The sequence below is a fragment of the Achromobacter sp. FW305-C-13 genome (assembly GCF_058783475.1).
The window spans coordinates 34,161-54,015 of the sequence record NZ_JBYSYN010000001.1; the positions used below are offsets into that span (position 1 = coordinate 34,161).

19 protein-coding genes are annotated in these 19,855 nt (G+C 66.0%); 9 read left to right on the plus strand and 10 right to left on the minus strand.

Annotation, left to right across the window (positions count from 1 at the left end):
• Positions 1–10: 10 nt before the first annotated feature.
• Genes AC3WMU_RS00210 through AC3WMU_RS00230 form a run of 5 tightly spaced genes read right to left on the minus strand, consistent with a single transcriptional unit; the run spans position 11 to position 4,257 of the window.
• Positions 11–1,399 carry an AtzE family amidohydrolase gene (locus AC3WMU_RS00210; RefSeq protein WP_492281627.1) on the minus strand — a complete coding sequence of 463 codons (1,389 nt, stop codon included), beginning with the start codon at positions 1,397–1,399 and terminating at the stop codon, positions 11–13.
• A complete protein-coding gene (locus AC3WMU_RS00215) occupies positions 1,396–1,578 on the minus strand; it encodes a DUF4089 domain-containing protein (protein WP_006225484.1) in 183 nt (60 codons plus the stop codon). Before AC3WMU_RS00215 ends, AC3WMU_RS00210 begins: the two co-directional genes overlap by 4 nt.
• A 39-nt stretch (positions 1,579–1,617) precedes the next feature.
• Positions 1,618–2,439, minus strand: coding sequence for an ABC transporter ATP-binding protein (locus AC3WMU_RS00220; protein WP_006225485.1), 822 nt, complete (start codon positions 2,437–2,439; stop codon positions 1,618–1,620).
• Positions 2,440–3,246, minus strand: a complete 807-nt coding sequence (locus tag AC3WMU_RS00225) for an ABC transporter permease (RefSeq protein ID WP_035213440.1) — start codon at positions 3,244–3,246, stop codon at positions 2,440–2,442.
• Between the two features lie 3 nt (positions 3,247–3,249).
• Positions 3,250–4,257: an ABC transporter substrate-binding protein gene (locus AC3WMU_RS00230; RefSeq protein ID WP_006225487.1), complete on the minus strand. Its 1,008-nt coding sequence runs from the start codon at positions 4,255–4,257 to the stop codon at positions 3,250–3,252.
• A 318-nt stretch (positions 4,258–4,575) separates the two neighbouring features.
• Here AC3WMU_RS00230 and AC3WMU_RS00235 point away from each other — a divergent pair, with 318 nt between their 5' ends.
• The 3 genes from AC3WMU_RS00235 (at position 4,576) to AC3WMU_RS00245 (ending at position 7,651) form a co-directional block, all read left to right on the plus strand.
• Positions 4,576–5,487 (plus strand): LysR family transcriptional regulator, encoded by a 912-nt coding sequence (locus AC3WMU_RS00235; RefSeq protein ID WP_035213509.1) that lies wholly within the window; start codon positions 4,576–4,578, stop codon positions 5,485–5,487.
• A gap of 124 nt (positions 5,488–5,611) precedes the next feature.
• Positions 5,612–6,283 (plus strand): DUF4286 family protein, encoded by a 672-nt coding sequence (locus AC3WMU_RS00240; RefSeq protein WP_006225489.1) that lies wholly within the window; start codon positions 5,612–5,614, stop codon positions 6,281–6,283.
• Positions 6,284–6,391: 108 nt separating this feature from the next.
• On the plus strand, positions 6,392–7,651 hold the full coding sequence (locus tag AC3WMU_RS00245) for an MFS transporter (RefSeq protein WP_411431424.1): 1,260 nt from the start codon (positions 6,392–6,394) through the stop codon (positions 7,649–7,651).
• An 85-nt stretch (positions 7,652–7,736) separates the two neighbouring features.
• On the opposite strand, the gene AC3WMU_RS00250 is transcribed toward AC3WMU_RS00245, so the two are convergent.
• The 4 genes from AC3WMU_RS00250 to AC3WMU_RS00265 all read right to left on the minus strand — a co-directional run bounded on the left by AC3WMU_RS00250 (position 7,737) and on the right by AC3WMU_RS00265 (position 11,607).
• A complete protein-coding gene (locus AC3WMU_RS00250) occupies positions 7,737–8,726 on the minus strand; it encodes an NAD(P)-dependent oxidoreductase (RefSeq protein ID WP_492281628.1) in 990 nt (329 codons plus the stop codon).
• A gap of 6 nt (positions 8,727–8,732) precedes the next feature.
• The gene (locus AC3WMU_RS00255) at positions 8,733–9,692 is read right to left on the minus strand and encodes a Bug family tripartite tricarboxylate transporter substrate binding protein (RefSeq protein WP_006225492.1); all 960 of its coding nucleotides are present in this window, start codon (positions 9,690–9,692) and stop codon (positions 8,733–8,735) included.
• Between the two features lie 81 nt (positions 9,693–9,773).
• Complete coding sequence (locus tag AC3WMU_RS00260) at positions 9,774–10,574, minus strand: class II aldolase/adducin family protein (protein WP_035213444.1); 801 nt, start codon at positions 10,572–10,574, stop codon at positions 9,774–9,776.
• A 106-nt stretch (positions 10,575–10,680) separates the two neighbouring features.
• Positions 10,681–11,607 carry a LysR family transcriptional regulator gene (locus AC3WMU_RS00265; protein ID WP_035213511.1) on the minus strand — a complete coding sequence of 309 codons (927 nt, stop codon included), beginning with the start codon at positions 11,605–11,607 and terminating at the stop codon, positions 10,681–10,683.
• Between the two features lie 212 nt (positions 11,608–11,819).
• Here AC3WMU_RS00265 and AC3WMU_RS00270 point away from each other — a divergent pair, with 212 nt between their 5' ends.
• The 5 genes from AC3WMU_RS00270 to AC3WMU_RS00290 all read left to right on the plus strand — a co-directional run bounded on the left by AC3WMU_RS00270 (position 11,820) and on the right by AC3WMU_RS00290 (position 17,803).
• Complete coding sequence (locus AC3WMU_RS00270; RefSeq protein ID WP_006225495.1) at positions 11,820–13,118, plus strand: imelysin family protein; 1,299 nt, start codon at positions 11,820–11,822, stop codon at positions 13,116–13,118.
• A complete protein-coding gene (locus AC3WMU_RS00275; RefSeq protein ID WP_492281629.1) occupies positions 13,115–14,632 on the plus strand; it encodes a di-heme oxidoreductase family protein in 1,518 nt (505 codons plus the stop codon). Before AC3WMU_RS00270 ends, AC3WMU_RS00275 begins: the two co-directional genes overlap by 4 nt.
• Entirely contained in the window at positions 14,632–15,720 is a 1,089-nt protein-coding gene (locus AC3WMU_RS00280; RefSeq protein ID WP_492281630.1) for an imelysin family protein, read from the plus strand. Before AC3WMU_RS00275 ends, AC3WMU_RS00280 begins: the two co-directional genes overlap by 1 nt.
• Positions 15,710–16,822, plus strand: coding sequence for a DUF1513 domain-containing protein (locus AC3WMU_RS00285; protein WP_492281631.1), 1,113 nt, complete (start codon positions 15,710–15,712; stop codon positions 16,820–16,822). Before AC3WMU_RS00280 ends, AC3WMU_RS00285 begins: the two co-directional genes overlap by 11 nt.
• 123 nt (positions 16,823–16,945) lie before the next feature.
• Complete coding sequence (locus tag AC3WMU_RS00290; RefSeq protein WP_035213446.1) at positions 16,946–17,803, plus strand: mechanosensitive ion channel family protein; 858 nt, start codon at positions 16,946–16,948, stop codon at positions 17,801–17,803.
• Positions 17,804–17,879: 76 nt separating this feature from the next.
• Here the strand turns inward: AC3WMU_RS00290 and AC3WMU_RS00295 are convergent, their stop codons facing one another.
• Complete coding sequence (locus AC3WMU_RS00295; protein ID WP_006225500.1) at positions 17,880–18,641, minus strand: IclR family transcriptional regulator; 762 nt, start codon at positions 18,639–18,641, stop codon at positions 17,880–17,882.
• 160 nt (positions 18,642–18,801) lie between these two features.
• Here AC3WMU_RS00295 and AC3WMU_RS00300 point away from each other — a divergent pair, with 160 nt between their 5' ends.
• Positions 18,802–19,791, plus strand: coding sequence for a Bug family tripartite tricarboxylate transporter substrate binding protein (locus tag AC3WMU_RS00300; RefSeq protein ID WP_006225501.1), 990 nt, complete (start codon positions 18,802–18,804; stop codon positions 19,789–19,791).
• Positions 19,792–19,855 lie beyond the last annotated feature (64 nt).

Consider the following 19,855-nt stretch of genomic DNA (forward strand, 5'->3'; position numbering starts at 1 on the left):
AAGGGGCGGTTCAGGGCGTACGGACCCGGGACACGCCGGCCTGCTCCAGCGCGTAGGCGGCGCCAAGACAGTCGGCTTCGCGCCAGGGGGCGCCGATCAATTGCACGCCTAGCGGCAGATGCCCGTCCTGCTCGGTTTCGGGCCAGGTGGGCGCCGTGCAGACCGGCAGACCGATGCAAGAGATCGGTTGCGTCAAAAGACCCATGCTGGCGCGCGCCGGCAAAGACTTGCCCGCCAGCGTCAACCAGTCGGTGCCGACTTTGGTGGCGGAAACGGGCGTGGCGGGCGCGATCAGCACGTCATATTGGTCGAACAAGGCCAGCGCTTGGCGATAGACGCGATGACGCACGCGCTGCGCCTGCTGCACCCAGGCGGCGGGCACCAGGCTGCCCGCGACGAGACGGTCGCGAGAATGCGGTTCGTAATAGTCGTAGTGCGTGACGAGCCGGCGGCGATGCAGCGCACCGCCTTCGGCCGCGGTGATGATGAAGGCGGCGGCGCGAGCCTGCGCTGCGCCGGGCAGTTCGACGACGGCGGTGGCGTCCAGCGCACGGGCGGCGATCTCGACGGCGCGACGCGCCTGCGGGCCGGCCCATTCCGCAAAGTACCCGCCCAGCACCGCGACGCGCAGGTTGCGCGCACCGGCGCGTAGGCCAGGCAGGACGGGATCGACGGCGTATTGCGCGCAGGCCGCGTCGTCGGCGTCCGGGCCTTGCAAGGCATCGTAGGCGGCAGCCAGATCGCTGGCGCTGGCGGCGAAAGGCCCCAGATGGTCCAGGCTGCCCACGAAGGGGAAGGACCCCGTGCGCGGCAAGCGGCCCAAGGTGGGCTTCAGGCCGAAGATGCCGCAAAGCGAAGCCGGCACGCGGATAGACCCGTTGGTGTCCGATCCCAACGTCAGCGGCACCAGACCGCCCGCCACGGCGGCGGCGCTGCCGCCGGACGAGCCGCCTGCGATGCGGCTGGTGTCGTGCGGGTTGCGGCATGCGCCGTAATGGGTGTTCTCGGTGGTGAAACCGTAGGCGTGTTCATCCATGTTCAGCGCGCCGACCAGCACCGCGCCAGCCTCGCGCATGCGGGTTACCAACCGCGCATCCTGGGGGGCCGGCGCGTTGGAGGCGTTGACTCGTCCGCCGGCCAGCGTGACTTCGTCGGCGATGTCGAACAGGTTCTTTACCGCGTAGGGCACGCCTGCCAGCGGCGGTAACGGTTCGCCGCGGGTGCGTCGCGCGTCGATAGCCGCCGCCTCTTGCCGCGCGCGGCTTTCCGTGACTGCGGTAAAGCAGTTGTAGCGGGGATCGTGCTCGCGGATGCGCGCGATCGTCGCGTCCAGCACGGCCACGGCGCTGCGCTCGCCGCTGGCGACCTGGCGGGCGATGTCTGCGGCGGGGCCGGTCACGGGCGGAACACCGAAGCCGATTCCAGCTCGACGGGCAGCGCTTCGTCCACGAAGCTGGCCGCAATGTCGTGGATGCGCGAGAACTGCTGCACGACCTCGGCCGTGGTGGCTTCGCGCAAGGCATACCCCGACAGCGCCAAGGCGCTGCGCACGTATTGATCGATGGTTTCCTGGGTCATGGCGGACTCTCCCGGTGGACTGGATGGTGACTGGCTTGCTTACTTGCGCACTTCGCGCTGGAAGATTTCCAGGCTGAGTTTCTTCATCTGGATGAAGCTGGGTTCGGACAGCGTTTCCACGGTGCGGGGGCGGGCGTCGGCGTAGTCCAGGATTTCGGCCACGCGCGTGGGCCGCTTGGTCAGGAGCAGGATCTGGTCGGCCAGGTACACGGCTTCTTCCAGGTCATGCGAGACCAGCAGCATGGTGGTGCCGGTCTGCATGAAGACTTCCTGCAGCTTTTCGCGGATGAACAGCGTCATCTCGAAATCCAGCGCCGAGAACGGCTCGTCCAGAAACAGCACTTCGGGGCCGGGGGCCAGCGCGCGCATGATGGAGGCCGTCTGCTGCTGGCCACCCGACAATTCATAGGGGTAGCGTTTCAGGTCGAACTTGACGTCGAATGACGCCACCAGTTCTTCCACGCGGGCGTCCACCTCGGCCTTGCTGCGGCCTTCCAGGCGCAGCGGATAGGCGATGTTGTCGATGGTGCGCAGCCACGGGAACATGGCTTCGCGGTAGTTCTGGAAGACGTAGCCGATCTTGGTCTGCGCCAGTGACTTGCCGTCGAACAGGATCTCGCCGGCGTCGATGGGGATCAGCCCCGCGATCATGTTGATCAGCGTGGACTTGCCGCAGCCGTTGGGGCCGAATACCGAGACGATCTTGCCTTTGGGAATGTCCAGGTTGAAGTCTTCGTACAGCGGCCAGCCCGCGAAGTACTTGGTCAGGCCGCGGATGGTGATGTGCGTGCCGAGCGGGCCAGGCGCGAACGGTGCTGCGGCAGGCGCGGGGGCGATGATGGGGTTGATGACGGTGGACATTTATCGGCCGCTCCAGTGGACTACGCGCTTTTCCAGCATGAGAAAAAGAATGTTCAGCACATAGCCCAGGGCGCCGGCCGCCAGGATCGACGCGTACATCTCGCGCACGTTCAGCACCTGCTGCGCATTGATGATGCGGTTGCCCAGCCCGCTGTCCGAGCCGATGAACATTTCCGCCACGATCACGATCACCAGCGCCATCGACACGCCGCTGCGCAGACCCACGAACGTGGGCTGCAGGCTTTCCCAGATGAGCACGTCCTTGAAGATTTGCCACCGCGACGCACCCATCACGCGCGCCGCCATCACGCGCTGCTTGCGCGCATTGATGACGCCGTAGGCGCTGTTGAACAGGATGACCAGCACCGCCGCGAAAGCGGCGATGGCGATCTTGTTCATGTCTGTCACGCCGAAGATCATCAGGAACAGCGGTATCAGCGCGGACGACGGGGTGGATCGGAAAAAATCCACCAGGAATTCAACGCTGCGATAGGCCTTTTCATTGCTGCCGAGCAGCACGCCCAAGGGCACGCCGATGACGCCGGCGATGATGAAGGCCTGCAGCGTGCGGTTCAAGGACGACAGGAAGTCCCACAGCAATGGGCCCCCCGCCAGGCCCTTGACCAACGCCACGACCGTGGCGCTGGGCGTGGGCAAGAGCACGGGGCTGACCAGTTGCAGGCGTACAACCAGGTCCCACACCACGAACAGCGCCAGCGGGCCGATCAGCGGCAAGAGACGGGTTCCGTTGAACCTGGCGGGCGGCTTCTTCGCTGTGGCGGCGCCGCTTGCGGTGGTTGCGGTCATGGATCAGCCCTTGTAAAGCATGGTCGATACGTCGACCTTCTGCGCGAAGATTCCCTTGTCAGTGAAGAGGTCGAAGAATTTCTGAAAGTATTGGATGTCGCCGGGCGTGAACTCGTTGTAGAGCGTGTAGGCGGCCAGCGGCACGGCTTCGGTCATCGGGCCTTCGATGGCGGTGTAGCCCTTCATGAAGGGACGCGCCTCTTCGGGCTTGGTACGGATCAGTTCGATGCCGCGCGCATAGGCGGCGATGAATTTCTTGCTTTCTTCAGGATGCTTTTTCAGGAAGGCGGTGGTCAGCGAGGCCGATCCGCCAAACCACGGCGCCATCGGGTCGCCCAGTACGTATTTGGCGATGACGCCGGTTTCCAGCACGCGGGTGGTGCCGTTCAAGCGACCCACAGTGCCTGTGGGCTCCAGCGTGTAGCAAGCATCCAACTGGCCGGCGGCAACCGCGGCGACGTGCTGGCTGATCGCCAACTCGACCACGGTTGCCCCGGTTGCGCCGGCGCGCTCCAGTACTGCTTTGGCCAGCGTGGCGTTCTGGATGCCGGGTCCAGATCCGACCTTTTTCCCCTTGAGGTCTGCGATGGATTTGATGGGACTGTCTTTCGCGACAATGAACTCGTCCAGCACGTTCTTGGCGTTGCTGGGATTGGAGGCGAAAATCTTGAACAGGCCAGGCGAGGCGATTTCCCCGATAGCCAGGTTGGCCGAGCCGGTGCCGTTGGCGCTGCCGTCCGCGCGTCCGGCCAGCATGGCCTCCATGACCTGCTGGGCGCCCGCAAACTTCAGCGGTTCCACATTCAGGCCGGCTTCCTTGAAGTAGCCTTTTTCGATGGCGGCGTAGAAGGGCAGGCCGGCGGCCACGGGCCAGAAGCCGATGCGGATCACCGGGCCCGACTGCGCGCGTACCAGCGCGGGCGCGGCCAGCGTTGCGGCGCCCATCGCGGCCCCCTGGATCAGGCGGCGGCGGGTGGCGTTGAAGGCGTAGGGCGCATTGCGGTTGATCATGGGGGCTCCTGGTGTGCTCTCGGTGTTTCCGGTGACGGCGCTTGCCTTGTAGACAAGCTTGCATACCAGTCTTTAAGCAAGACCCGTGCCAACTTTCGCCAGCGGGCCCGCGCCCTATGACGGATGCATTCCCGGGCGTCGCACTGGTGCCTGAAATGATCCACTTTGGTGCATGGCGCACCACTTAAGGGGACGCAACAACGGCGCGGGCCCGCATCCGCGCGGTTAGGCGGTAGCATGTACGCGGACCGGGGCTTGCCGCCCCGGGCGTTTGAAGCAGACGGGAAGAAGGGCGCCGCCCGTCGGCGCCGGTTCAAGATGAATACGCGTTTTGTCGAAGCATTTCTGTGGTCGGCGCGACTGGGCAGTTTCCGGGCCGCGAGCGACCGTCTCCATATCACCCAGGCGGCGGTGGCCAATCGCATCGCCTCGCTGGAAGAAGACATCGGCGCGCGCCTGTTTGAGCGCGACGCCAAGGAACTGCGGCTGACCGCGGTCGGTACCCGGCTGCTGGACTACGGCGAACGCTTGCTGGAAATCCGCCAGCAGATCCTGTCGCTGGGAAAGCGGGGCGACGAGGTCTTCGGCCTGGTGCGCATCGGCGCCATCGAAACGGTGGTGCACACCTGGCTGATCGGCTTTCTGACGAACCTGAAGTCCACCTACCCGGGCATCGAAGTGCAGTTGACGTCCGAAACCACGCGCGCGCTGCACCGGGGCCTGCGCGAAGGCGCGCTGGACATCGCGCTGCAGACAGACCTGCTGAGCGACCCCGGCATCATCAGCACCGCCTGCCTGCCGATGGAAATGGGCTGGGTGGGGCGCGCGGGCGATGAGGATTCGCTGACCGTGCAGCAATTGCTGAGCGAACCCGTGCTGACCATGAGCCCAGGCTCGCAGCCGCACGAAGCGCTGAAGGCGCTGTACCGCGAGGCCGGCATGCCGCTGGGCAAGGTGCACTGCGTCAGCTCCATTTCGGCGCTGGCGCGGCTGGTGAAAAGTGGCTTTGGCCGCGCGCTGGTGCCGCTGCCGCCCATCTACGAGTATGTGGCGCGCGGCGAAGTGCAGGTGATCCGCAGCGACATGCCGGTGCCCCCGCAACTGCTGGTGGTGAGCTATGTGGAAAGCGCCGGGTCGGACGCCATCCGTCTGGTTGCGGAACTGGCCAGCCGCGCGTCCGACCAGTTCACGACGTCGGTCGCGGAACCGCGTTTCGGATCGGCGCAATAGTGTTATCCCTAGGATAGCGCTCAGTAATTCTGTTGCTGGCAGGAAGAATTACTCGTTTGTCCCTGTCCCGCCCGGCGGATGAAGATGTGGCCTTCTGAAATTGAAGGAACGTTGGTCTTCCGCTATGAGCCACTCTGCCGCATCTGCCTCGACTCCCAATGGCCTGCTCTTCGTCGCGTCCGACGTCGGGGCGGCCGATGAACCCGATTTCAACCGCTGGTACGACCGCGAGCATGTCGAAGAGCGCGTACGCATCCCCGGCTTCCTGTCTGGCGCGCGTTACGTGTCGCGCAGCGGCGGCCGCAAGTACCTGGGCCTGTACCGCACCGAATCGCTGGCTGCCTTCACCACCGCCGACTACCGCGCCGCCTTTGAACGCCAGACGCCGTGGTCGATCGCCAACCTGGATCGCATGCGCGACCCGATGCGCCGCGTCTGCGCCGTCGAGGCCGTGACGGGGTTCGGCAGCGGCAGCCAATTGGTGGTGCTGCCCTTGCCGATGGCGGACGACGCGGCGGCGCTGATTGCACAGGCCCGCGAAGTCGGCCAGGCCTTGTCCCAGGCAGACGGCTTCGTTCAGTCCTACTTGCTGGTGCCCGACACCACGCTCAGCACGCCTTTGCCGCGCGAATCCAAAGACAACCGCCAACTGGCGCCGCTGTTCGTCGTCGAGGCCAGCACCGAGCCCGCCGCGAATGCTCTGCGCGAACAGGCGGCCAGCGTTTTCAAGACGGATCCGGCGGATGGCTGGCTGCTTGAACTGGGCTGGAAGCTGAACGCCTCTGACCTGCGCTAAATCGCGGCTACGCCCGACTCTCTACCGATATACAACAAGGGGAAATCCATGGCAGAACATGCCTTGCACGCCGCGAAGGCGGCCAACACCGCGGCGACGCCGAACAAGATGCGCCGGCTGGCCATGGCCAGCTCGGTAGGCACCACGCTGGAGTGGTACGACTTCACCATCTACAACCTGATGGCGGCGCTGGTCTTCAATTCCATCTTCTTTCCGTCCTTTGATCCCTTGACGGGCACGATCCTGGCGTTCTCGACCTATGCGGTGGGCTATGTGTCGCGGCCCTTGGGCGGCTTCGTGTTCGGCCACCTGGGCGATCGCCTGGGGCGCAAGTTCGTGCTGGTCGCAACGCTGGTCATCATGGGCGTCTCGACCGGTTTGATGGGCCTGTTGCCAACTTATGCCTCGTGGGGCGTGTGGGCGCCGGTGGCGCTGGTGGCGCTGCGCTTCGTGCAGGGCGTGGCCCTGGGCGGTGAGTGGGCGGGCGCGGTGCTGCTGTCTATGGAGCACGGCAAGCCGGACCAGCGCGGCCGCAACGCGTCCTTCACGCAGGTTGGCCCGTCGTGCGGCACGCTGATCGGCACCGGCTTCATCGCCCTGGTGACGGCCTTTGTCAGCGCCGAGGACTTCCAGGCCTGGGGCTGGCGCATTCCGTTCGTCTCCAGCGTGGCGCTGGTGATGTTCGGCCTGTGGCTGCGCCGCGGCGTCGAGGAAACGCCGGTGTTCCGCGAAATGGAAGAAAAGCGCGAGACGGCCAGCACGCCCATCAAAGAGGTGCTGAGCCAGTACTGGCGTCAATTGCTGATCGCGGGCGGTTCGCGCATTGGTTCGGACGTGCTGTATGCGTTGGTCGTCGTGTTCACGCTGACCTACGTGACGACGGTGCTGCACCTGTCCCGACCCATGGCGTTGACGGCCACCATGCTGGGCGCGGCGCTGAATGCGATTGCCGTCCCGCTGTGCGGCGCGCTGTCCGACAAGATCGGCCGTAAACCGGTGTATTTGGCGGGCGCGGTGCTGGGCATGATCTGGGCGTTCGTGTTCTTTGTGCTGATGGATACGGCGCATCCCATCGCCATCTGCGCGGCGGTGGTGGTGGGCCTGCTGATCCATGCGTTGATGTACGGTCCGCAAGCGGCGTTCATCACCGAGCAATTTCCGGGGCGCGTGCGCTACGCCGGTTCGTCCTTGGCCTACACGCTGGCCGGCATCGTGGGCGGCGGTTTCGCGCCGCTGATCATCGCCAGCCTGTACAAGTCTTGGAGCTCGACCCTGGCGATTTCGCTGTATGTGGCCGCTGCGCTGATCGTGACCGCGATCGCGCTGCTGGCGGCGAAGGAAACGGCCAAGGCGCCTTTGCAGCGGTAACGCTGCCGGGCGCAGGCCTGAAAGCTTGGCTGGAACTTTGGCCCGGACGCGATGTCCGGGCTTTTTTTGTTCGCACCGCAATGCCTTAGCCGGCCAGCCGGTTGGCCAGGGGCTCTGCTTGTGTCCATCGGCGCAGATTCGCCAGGAACAGGCCGCGCACGCGCGCGCGGTTGCCGTCCGAGAAGCCCGCGCTATGCGGCGTGACGATGGTGTTTTCCAGCGTCCACAGCGGGGATTCCGGCGGCAGCGGCTCCTGCTGGAACACGTCCAGGAAAGCGCCGCCTAGCCGGCCGGTGGCCAGGGCTTCGATCAGCGCGGCTTCATCGATGACATGGCCACGAGCCACGTTGACGATCGAGGCATGCGCGGGCAGGACGGCCAGCGCCTGGCGGTCCACGAGTTCCCGCGTGGCGGGTGTCAGCGGGCAGGCCAGCACCAGCCAGTCCGCGCCGGGCAGCAGCCCCGCCAGGTCCTTGTAGGTAACGGTATGCCGCGCCTGGCGCACGGGGGTGTCGGAATGACGCACCACGGATAGCGTCAGGCCCAGGGCAAGCAGCAACTCGCCGATGCGCTGTCCGATGCCGCCCCAGCCGACCACCACCGCATGCTGGCCCGCCAGGTCGCGCGGCGTGCGGGCACCCAACAGCGGGCGCCAGGCGCGGTCGCGCTGGTCCGCGGCCAGCAAGGGCAGGCGACGCGCCAGCGCCAGCACGCCGCCGATGGCGGTTTGCGCCACTACCGCGTCACTGGCGCCTTGCGAGGTCGTGATGGCGACCCCGCGCGCATGCAGGCTTTGGTAGATCTCGCGGTCGGCGCCGGCCGAATGCACGTGCACCCACCGCAGCTCGGGCGCGTGGCGCATGGCCTCGTAGTAGCGTGCGGTCTCGGGCGTGATCTGGAACTTGGTCGAGGCGCCCGTGATGTCGCGGGATACGAAGGCCACCTGCGCATCACAGGGCTGGCCGTCTTCAGGGTGGCACAGGACGAAGCGCGCGCCCGCAGTGGGCAGTGCCTCGCGCAAGGCGGGCGCTTCGGCGGGCGAGCACAGAATGCGAATAGCTTGAGGTTGCGTCATGGACGGTCAATTGGCGCTGGGTTCGAACTTGCGGACCAGCGCCGCCCATTTGTCGTGTTCCTGCCGGATGAAGGTCGCGAACTGCCCGGGCGTGCCGCCCACAGGCTCGGCTCCTTCGTTCAGCATCTGCGCCTGTAGCGCCGGCAGGGCCGCGTTGACTTCGCGGTTGATGGTGTCGACGACGGCGGGCGGCGTGCCTTTGGGCGCGAAGAACCCGAACCAGGAACCGGCATCAAAGCCCGGGTAGCCGGATTCGGCGATGGTGGGCAGCTCGGGCAGGGTGGTGGAGCGCTGAAGAGTGCTGACCGCCAGCGGCCGCAGCTTGCCGGCACGGATCTGACCGATCACGGACGGGATGGTGGCGAACATGAAGTCGATGCGTCCCGCCAGCAAGTCGTTGACGGCGTCGGCGCCCTTGTAGGGCACGTGCGTGGCTTCCACATCCAGCTGATCCATCAGCATGTAGCTCGACAGGTGCGAGGACGTGCCCACGCCGGTGGAACTGTAGTTCAGATGCTGCGCCGTCTTCACGTACTGCAGGAAGCTCTTGATGTCCTTGGCGGGGGAAGAGGGCGGCACGACCAGCACGTTCGGCACGGTGGCGATCTGCACCATCGGGACCAGATCCGTCAGCGGATCGAACGGCAGCTTCGCCAGCGACGCGTTCACCGCGATGGGGCCGACGGAATTGACGATCAGGGTGTGCCCGTCCGGCGCGGCGCGTACGACGAACTCGGTGCCGATGTTGCCGCCGGCCCCGGGCTTGTTCTCGACGACGAACGGTTGCCCCAGCTTTTTGGACAGCGAATTGGACATGCTGCGGGTCAGCGTGTCGGTCGTGCCGCCGGCGGTGAACGCCACAATGACTTTGACGGGCTTGTCGGGGTAGTCCGCGGCCATCGCAGGCAGCGATGTACAGGCGCACGCCGCCGCTGCGGCGGCGAGCAGGGCTCGGGCAGTGTTCATATCGTCTCCGTTCGTGGTTGTTGTCTTGGTTTGTGCGGCGCCGTGCCGCCACGTCGGCCGGCGCCATGGAAAATCGCAGAATCAGTCGCGGAAGCCCGGGTCGATGCGGTCCAGCTTGCGCAACAGGGCCGGCCATTCCATGACGCCATAGGGGCGCCGCGTGCCGGGCTGATAGTTATTCCAGGTTTCTTCCAGCACCGCAGGACTGACCGCCCGCAGGGGCGCGCCGGTGGCCATCGCCGCCAATTGCGCGCGGCATGCCAGTTCCAGCCGGTGCATCCAGTTGAAGGCTTCGCCCACCGTCCGGCCGACGGTCAGCGCGCCGTGGTTGCGCAGGATCAGCGCTTCGCCTTGGCCCAGGTCTTGCAGCAGGGAGGCTTGTTCCTTCAAATCCAGCACCACGCCCTGGTAGTCGTGATAGCCGATCTTCAGGAAACGCATGGCCGTCTGCGTCAGCGGCAGCAGGCCGCAGTCCAGGGAAGCTACCGCCATGGACGCCCAGCTGTGCGTGTGGATCACGCAATCCACCTCATGGCGCGCGGCATGCACGGCGCTGTGGATCACGTAGCCCGCCTTGTTGATGCCGTAGTCCAGGTCGCCGTAATCGGGTTTGGCCAGGATGGTGCCGTCCAGGTCCACCTTGATCAGGCTGGACGCGGTGATCTCTTCGTACATCATGCCGTACGGGTTGATGAGGAAGGCATTGTCTTCGCCCGGCACGCGCGCCGAGATGTGATTGGCCATCATGTCGGCCATGCCATAGCGTTCGACCAGCCGATAACAGGCGGCCAGGTCCACGCGGGCCTGCCATTCCTGTTCGGAACAATGCGGCCGCATGGAAGGAATGGGAAGCAAGCCCGGGCGTCGGGTGTCAGTCGTCATCAGCGTTCGAGAAGGTCCATGGCCGCAGCACCATGCCGCGGCGTCCACGAATGCAATTTATCCGCGGGACCTTCCCCGGCCTAGACATGCGGCCGGCATGGGGGCATCACGAATCGAGAAGGGTCGCGCCCGGCCACGCGCCATGGCGCACCTGCGCGCGCATCACGTCCACCAGCACCACGCGCGCGGCGAGCGCGGCCGGCGACAGCTCGTCTTCGTTGATGCAGTGCACCGCGTTGCGCCGGAACAGGAACGGGTCGTCGATGGGGTGCATGTTCAGCAGCCCGGCTTCGGCCCGTGCGACGGCGGCGCCCGGCTGGATGGTGGCGATGGCGTTGGCCTGCACCAGGTCCATCAAGGTGGTCAGTCCGTCTACCTCGACTTCGACCCAAGGCTCGATGCCCGCGCGCTCGAACGCGGCTTCCACCCAGGCGCGCAGGCCATGCGCCTTGCTGGTGACCGCCAGCGGCAAGGCCGCCAGTTCGGCGATGGTGACGGGTTCGCCGTCGGGCAGCGCGAACATGCCTCGCCGCGCCAGCAGGAACAGCCTTTCGTCCAGGACGGGAATCGTGCTGCGCGCCTGGCCGCTGTCGTTCTGGAACAGCACGGCCAGGTCCAGCCGGCGGTTATTGAGTTGTTCGCCCAGGTTGCCCGACAGGCCTTCGACCAGGTGCAGCCGCACGTTGGGATAGCGCTCGGCCATCGCGGCGTAGAACGGCTTGGCCAACACGGATGCCGTGGTGGGGGCGAACCCCACGCTGACCATGCCCGACAGCCGGGCTTCGCGCGCTGCGGCGATGGCGTTTTCAGCGTGGCGCAGCGTCAGCCGCGCCTGCCGCAGGAACGCCGTGCCGGCGGCTGTGGGCACGACGCCGGTGTGCGTGCGCATCAACAGCCGCGTGGCCAACTCGCTTTCCAGACGGCTGATCTGCTGGCTGAGCGCCGAGGCGACTACGCCCAGATCGCGTGCGGCGCGGCCGATGCTGCCCAGTTCGGCCACGCGGACGAAGTAGCGGAGTTGGCGGAGTTCCATGGCGGAGAAATGAGGGACGGGGAATGTCGGATAGTAGCGGTCCACAGCCGCGTTCAGCGTGGATTCGTCCTTGTTTTACGTTCAAAAAAACGTCAGGTATCTGACTTTACGCTGAATATCAAACGAAAATTGTTTACACTCGCATCCACAAAATTGAAGTCGGAACGGCCCGCCGCGGGGGCGGACACCGTTCGAGTTACGGGAGAAAGTCGATGCGCAAGTTGCTTTTGGGTGCGGTGCTGGCCGCCGCGGTATTCGGGGGAACGGCCCACGCCGCGGTTGAGCCCAAGGCCGTGGTCGCCACCTATTCGGATCTGGCGCTGGCGGGCTATGAAGATTCGCTGACTGCCGCCAAGACGCTGCGCACCGCCATCAATGCCCTGGTCGCCAAGCCCAGCCCCGAAACGCTGAAGGCCGCGCGCGAAGCCTGGCTGGCGGCCCGCGTGCCGTATCAGCAGACCGAAGCCTACCGCTTTGGCAACCCCATCGTCGACGACTGGGAAGGCCGCGTGAACGCCTGGCCGCTGGACGAAGGCCTGATCGACTACGTGGATGCGTCCTACGGCACCGAAAACGACGAAAACGCCTACTACGCCGTCAACGTCATCGCCAATTCCAAGATCTCGGTGGGCGGCAAGACGGTCGACGTCAGCAAGATCACGCCGCAACTGCTGTCCGAAGTGCTGCACGAGGCCGACGGCAACGAGGCCAACGTGGCCACGGGTTACCACGCCATCGAATTCCTGCTGTGGGGCCAGGACCTGAACGGCACGGGCCCGGCGCCGGCCGACCGCAAGGGCACGCCGCAAGAACGCCATTCGGGCAACCGTCCGCATACGGACTTCGACACCAAGCAATGCACCGGCGGCAACTGCGAACGCCGCATCGAATTCCTGAAGGCCGTGACCGATCTGCTGGTGACGGACCTGGAAGAAATGGTGGGCAACTGGAAGAAGGACGGCGCTGCGCGCAAGGCCGTCGAAGAAGACCCCAAGGCTGGCCTGATCGCCATGCTGACCGGTCTGGGCAGCCTGTCGTACGGCGAACTGGCCGGCGAACGCATGAAGCTCGGCCTGATGCTGCACGACCCCGAAGAAGAGCACGACTGCTTCTCGGACAACACGCACAACGCGCACTACTACGACCAATTGGGCATCCGCAACGTCTACCTGGGCGCCTACACCCGCATCGACGGCAAGGAAGTCAAGGGCGCCAGCCTGTCGGAACTGGTCAAGGCCAAGGACCCGAAGCTGGACGCCGAAGTGCGCGCCAAGCTGGACGCCACGGTGGCGGCCATGCAGGCGATGAAGACGCGCGCCGAAACGGTCGAAACCTACGACCAGATGATTGCCGACGGCAACAAGGAAGGCAACGCGATGGTGCAGGCCGCCATCGACCGCCTGGTGGACCAGACCCGCAGCCTGGAACGCGTGATCGCGTTGCTGGATCTGGGCAAGGTCGCCATCGAAGGTTCCGACAGCCTGGATAAACCCGACGCCGTATTCAAGTGAAACTCGTATTAGCCGCCGTACTGGCGGCGTCGGCTCACGCCGGCGCCGCCGCCGCACCTGATGTGCCCGCCGGGCGTGATGACCTGACGCCCGAAGACCAGAAGCGCGTTACCGCGATTACCGCGCCCACGCGCGATTTCTCGAAGGTGGAAACCTTCGAGACCATGCAGGCCGGCGCGGCCACGACCAACAAGCTCATCAACGCCGATATCTTTTCGCAGCCGTCGGCCAACATGAGCTTCGAAGGCCGGCAGGAATTCCAGGTCGGCAACGGCCTGTTCCGCAAGGATTGGGTGTCGGCGCCTGCTTCCACGCAGGCGTCCGACGGTCTGGGGCCGCTGTTCAACGCACGGTCGTGCCAGGCCTGTCATACCAAGGACGGACGCGGCACGGTGCCGGGTTTCGATCCTTTGGAGCGCACGGACGCGGTGGCGCTGTTGCTGCGACTGGCCGTGCCGAACGGCCCCGATCGCGGGCACCCCAAGCTTGCCGCGGGCGAGCTCGCGGCCTTGCCCGAACCCGTCTATGGCGTGCAGCTGCAGAACTTCGCGGTGGCGGGCCTGCCCGCCGAAGGCCGCATGGAGATCGAATACGAGCCCATCGCGGTCGCGCTCAACGGGGAGGAGACCGCCACGTTGATGAAGCCTACCTACCGCATCGAGAACCTCGGCTACGGGCCGATGCGCGCCGACACGCAGATCTCGCCCCGTCTGGCGCCGCCCATGATCGGGCTGGGGTTGCTGGAATCCATCCACGAGGCCGATATCCTGGCCAACGTGGGCGCGGACAAGCGCGACGGCATCGTCGGTAAGGCCAATTGGGTCACGGATGCGCGCACGGGCGCGCGCGTGCTGGGCCGCTTCAACCTGAAGGCCGGGCAGCCCACGGTCGAGCAGCAAAGCGCTGCCGCGTTCTCCAACGACATGGGCCTGTCTACGCCGATGTTCCCCAAGCACTCGGGGGATTGCACGCCGTCGCAGAAGCAGTGCCTGGACATGCCGCATGGTGCACAGCCGCGCTTCGGCCCTGAGGAAGTCCCGGCCAAGCTGATGGACTTCGTCACGATCTATTCCACCAATCTTGCGGTGCCGGCGCGACGCGACGCGGACGATGCGCGCGTGCTGGCGGGCAAGAAGCTTTTCTACGAAGCCAATTGCGTGGCCTGCCACGTGCCCAAGTATGTGACGAGCCGCAATGCCAAGCAGCCGGAGCACCGCTTCCAGCTGATCTGGCCCTACACCGACATGCTGGTGCACGACATGGGCGAGGGCTTGGCCGACGGCGTGTCCGATGGCGAGGCCAACGGCCGCGAATGGCGCACGCCGCCGCTGTGGGGCATCGGCCTGACCAAGACCGTGAATCCCAATGCCACCTGGCTGCATGACGGGCGCGCCCGCACGCTGCTGGAAGCCGTGCTGTGGCATGACGGCGCGGGCAAACCCGCGCGTGACCGCGTCGTGGCGATGACGCCCGAAGAACGCGCCGACCTGATCCGTTTCCTGGAGTCGCTGTGATGGCCCGATCCTTCCAGCCTGTGTTCAAGCATGCCTTGGCGGCCGTGTTGCTGGCTGCCGCGCCCGTGGCCGCACAAGCCCGACTGCCCGCCGATTTGGGCGAACGGCTGGCGCGTGACTACGCCCGCCCGGCCGTGGGCAAGATGGCGGACGCCGCTGCCGCGCTCAATAGCGCGTTGGGCGGTTGGTGCGCCAAACCGGATGCGGCGGGCGCCACGCGCGTGGGCGACGCGTTCACGAACCTGGCCCTGGCCTGGTCGGGCGTGGAGATTCTGCGCTTCGGTCCGCTGGTGCAGGCCAACCGTTTCGAGCGCCTGGCCTTCTGGCCGGACACGCGCGGCGTGATGCCCAAGCAAGTGCAGCAGTTGATTGCGGCGGGTGACCCTGCCGTGCTGGCGCCGGGCGCGCTGGCAGGCCGCAGCGTCGCCGTGCAGGGATTGCCCGCGTTGGAATACGTGCTGTATGGCGAGCCTGCGCTACTCAAGCAGACCAGCGCGCCGACGTTCGCTTATGCATGCGACTACGCCCGCGCCGTGGCCGCCAACGTCGCGACGATTTCCGGCGACGTGGCCCGGGCCTGGAGCGCCCAGGGCGAATTCGGCCGCCAGTTCGCCAAGCCGCAAGCCGGCAACGACCTTTACCGCGATCCGCAGGAAGTGGCGGCCGAGGCCATGAAGGCCTTGTCCACCGGCTTGCAGTTCGCCCGCGACGTGAAGATCCTGCCGGTGCTGGGCGAATCGCCCGAGGCGGCGCGTCCCAAGCGCGCGGCTTTCTGGCGCAGCGATTTGTCCACGCGTTTGCTGGCGGCCAACCTGGACGGGCTGAAGGCCTTCTATCAAGCCGGTGGCTATCCATTGCCCCGCGGCGACGAGTGGATGGACGTCGCCGTGCGCGGCGAATTGCAGAATGCGGCGCAGACCTTGCAGGCGGTGCCCACGCCGCTTGAGGCGACGCTGAAAGACGAAGACGGCCGCCGCCAGTTGCAGTTGGCGTCGCTCACGATCAAGAACGCCAAGGCCATCGTCGATCAGGACCTGGCGCCGGCGTTGGGCGTCACCATCGGATTCAATGCGCTCGATGGGGATTGATCGCCGACGCTTCCTGTCGCTGGCCGCGGCGCTGGGGCTGTCTCCCGGCGCGGCGCTGGCGGTGCTGCCCGCCGATGGCGGGCCGTTGTACCTGAGCGCGCGCAAGCGCGGCGGGCGCGACGAAGCGGTGCTGCTGGACGAAACCGGCCGCGACCGCCTGGTCGTGCCCATGCCGGCGCGCGGGCACAGCTTCGCCATCGACCCCGCCAGCCAGCGTGCGGTCGTGTTCGGCCGGCAACCCGGATTCTTCGCCGTGGCGTTTTCCTTGCGTGGCGGCGACGAGCCGCAGGCGCTGCCGATGCCCGACGAACGCCATTTTTTCGGCCATGGCGCCTTCATCGCCGGTGGCCGGCTGCTGGCCGCCACTGAGAACGACTTCGAGGGCGGCCGTGGCGTCCTGGGCATCTACGACGCCTCGCCCGGCGGCGCCTGGCGGCGTGTGGGCGAATTCGATTCCGGTGGCATCGGCCCGCATGAAGTGGTGCTGATGCCCGATGGCAAGACGCTGTGCGTGGCCAACGGCGGCATCCTGACGCATCCCGACTACGGCAAGCTGGAACTGAACCTGGACACGATGCGCCCGTCGCTGGCGTATATCGACGCCGCCAGCGGCCAGCTGCTTGAAAAAGTGGAACTGGCGCCCGAGCTGCATCGCTTATCGATCCGGCACTTGGCGCTGGCGGCCGACGGCTGCGTGTGGTTCGGCTGCCAGTACATGGGGCCGGCTGCCGACCGTCCGGCGCTGGTGGGGCGGCATCGCCGCGGCGCGCAGCTGGAATTGTTCGAAGGGCCGGTCGAGACCTTGCGCAACATGCGCAACTACGTGGGGTCGGTCACCGTGGACGCGGCGGGCGGCATCGTGGCCACCTCCAGCCCCGTCGGCGGACAGGTGATCTATTGGGACACCGCCAGCGGCCGCTGCCTGGGCACGACACTGCTGGCCGATGGTTGCGGCGTGGCACCCGCCGCCGATGCCGGCTTCCTGGTCAGCAGCGGATTGGGCGCGATGCTGCGCACGGATACCGCGGGCAGGGAATCGCCGGTGCTGTCCCCGTCGCGCGAGGTGTCCTGGGACAATCATTTCCGCATCGTGCCGGCCTGACATCTGGCCGCGCGCCCGTCGGGCGTATGCTTACAAAGCTTGACATACCAGGGCCGCATTGCGGCCCTTGGCTTATCGATCATCTGATACAGTTTTCGGTCGCAATTTTTCGCAGGAGATTCCATGGAAGACGCCTTGAGGGAATTTAACGCCTGGGCTCCCAGGATGGTGGATATGGGCATCAATCTGCTTGTTGCCCTGCTGATCCTCGTCATCGGCTGGTGGGTGTCATCGCTGTTGGGCAGCTGGGTCCGCCGCGCGGCCACGCGTTCAAGCAAGATCGATCCCACCATCGTGCCGATGTTCTACAGCACGGTCGTCTGGGCGGTGCGCATTTTCACGGTCATTGCAGTCCTGGCGCGCTTCGGCGTGCAGACGGCCAGCCTGATCGCCGTGCTGGGCGCGGCCGGTCTGGCAGTCGGCCTGGCGTTGCAAGGCACGCTGCAGAACATCGCCGCCGGCATCATGCTGCTAATCTTGCGTCCCATCCGCGCGGGTGAATACATCGCGCTGAGTTCCGGGGCGGAAGGCACGGTAGCCGAAGTGGGTCTCTTCCTCACGCGGCTCATCCAGGGCGACGGCATCCATCTGACGCTGCCCAACAGCACGGTCTGGAACGCCACCATCACCAACTACAGCCGCAACCAGACCCGCCGCCTGGATATTCCGGTGCCGGTGCGTTACGGCGACGACCTGAACGCGGTGGTGGCCAAGCTGCAGAACATCGTGGACGCCCGTCCGGACGCGCTGAAGGATCCGGCGCCGCTGGTGAAGGTGTTCGACTACAAGGAAAACGGCGTCATCGTGAACGTGCGCGTGTGGGCCGAAACAAGCAAGTACTGGGACCTGCGCTGGGGCTTGTACCAGCAGATCCGCAGCAGCCTGGAAGAGGCCGGCTTCCAGCCTCCGATTCCGCTGCGCGAGATCCAGAACCCCAAGACGGCCGGCAAGTCCGACGCGCCTACGAGCGCCGCGACCTGATCTGCGGGGTAGGCAGCAATGCAAACGGGCGCCGTCAGGCGCCCGCTTTTTTGGCTAAGTGGGCCGCGCGGACCGCTCAGGCCTGCATCGCCAGGCGCGCCAGTTCCGCCTTGATCCAGCCGGCGATTTCGCGCTGACGCTGGGCCGGCATGCGGTCGATGATGGCTGTGACGCTGACGGCCAGCAGCGGTGCGCCTTGCGAATCCAGCAGCGCGCAACCCACGCCCAGCGCACCGCGCACGGCGTGGTTGCCCACCACCGAATAGCCGCGCGCCCGGGTGTTTTCAATCAGCCGGTACATTTCCTGCGGCGTCATGCCGCCGTATTCGTCCAGTCGCCCCGAGTTGCGCTCGACAATGCCGCGGGCCATGTCGTCGGGCAGCGCGGCCAGCAGTGCCATGCCGCCCGAGCCCACGCCCAGCGGCTGGCGCTTGCCGGCGTACGTGGCCAGGATCTGCACCGGGTAGCTGCCGATCTCGCGATGCAGGCTGATGGAGTCGTCTTCATCGCGCACCACCAGGAACACGGCATCGCCCGTGCGGTCGGCCAGACGGCGCAGCACGGGCAGCAACTGGCGCACTCGCGGATCACGCGAGCGCGTGTCCGGGTCCACCGCCAGCTGGGCGCGGTATTTCTTGGTGCCCGTCACCGGCAGCACCAGGCCCGCGTCGAGCAGGGCGGCCAGCAAGCGGTAAATGGTGGGGCGCTGTATGCCCGTCAGGCGGGCGATATCTGTCACGCTGAGGCCGTCGGGCCCTTGGTCGCGCAAGGCGGCCAGAACGGCTAACCCGCGCCGCAACGTGCGTGGGCCTGCGGCCGCGGCATCACTGTCTTGCATGCAAATCTCTGAAAACTGTAGGTTATTGCGGAACGGTCAAGGGAAAACCATTGTCCGTAGCGTGGACTCTACCTTGATGCAACCCGTGTGTATAGCTCAGAATGCATCATCCAATAATTCAAATCGTCCACTAGATGGACAGTACCTGCACGGAGACATTATGACTACAGGTCACAAGCCTGGCCTGCGGCGTCTGGCCGCCACCCTTCTGGCTACCGCCGCAAGCGCCTTTGCCATGGGTTCCGCCCACGCTGCCTATCCTGACAAGCCTGTCCGTATCGTGGTCGGTTTTTCCGCCGGCGGCACGACGGACGTGATCGCCCGCATCATGGCCAAGGAACTCACCGAGAGCCTGGGCCAATCGTTCGTGGTCGAGAACAAGCCGGGCGCTGGCAGCAATATCGCCACCGACCAAGTTCAGCGCGCTGCCCCTGACGGCTACACGCTGCTGTTCGTGGCAGTGACCAGCGCCATCAACCAGACGCTGTACAAGAACGTCACGTTCGATCTGACGAAGGACTTCGCACCCGTGGCGCTGGGCGCCAAGGTGCCGAACATCCTGGTCGTGAACCCGCAAGTGCCGGTGAAATCGGTGCAAGAGCTGGTCGAATACGCCAAGAAGAACCCCGGCAAGCTGGCGTTCGCCTCGTCGGGCAGCGGCACCTCCATCCACATGGCGGGCGAGTTGTTCAAGATGAAGGCGGGCATCGACGTGCTGCACGTGCCCTACAAGGGCAGCGCCCCGGCCATGACCGACCTGATCGGCGGCCAGGTGCAGTTCATGTTCGACAACATGCCCTCGGCATGGCCGCATGCCCAATCGGGCAAGCTGCGTGCCCTGGCCGTGACTACCAGCGACCGCTCCAAGAGCGCGCCGGACCTGCCCACGATGAAGGAATCGGGCTTCACCGATTTCGACGTGTCGTCCTGGTTCGGCCTGCTGGCACCCGCCGGCACGCCGCCGGAAGTGATCAACAAGCTGAACGCGGCCATGCAGCAAGCGCTGGACAAGGCTTCTGTACAGACCAGCTTCGAGAAGCTGGGCGCCGTCGGCGTGAAGACGACACCGGCCGAATTTGGCCAGTTCATCAAGTCGGAAGTGGATGGCTGGGCGCCTGTGATCAAGGCCTCGGGCGCCACGGTGGACTGATCATCGGAATTCCCGGCGGCCTGCCGCCGGGAATTCGATGCACCAGGGACGGGCGATGCCCGTC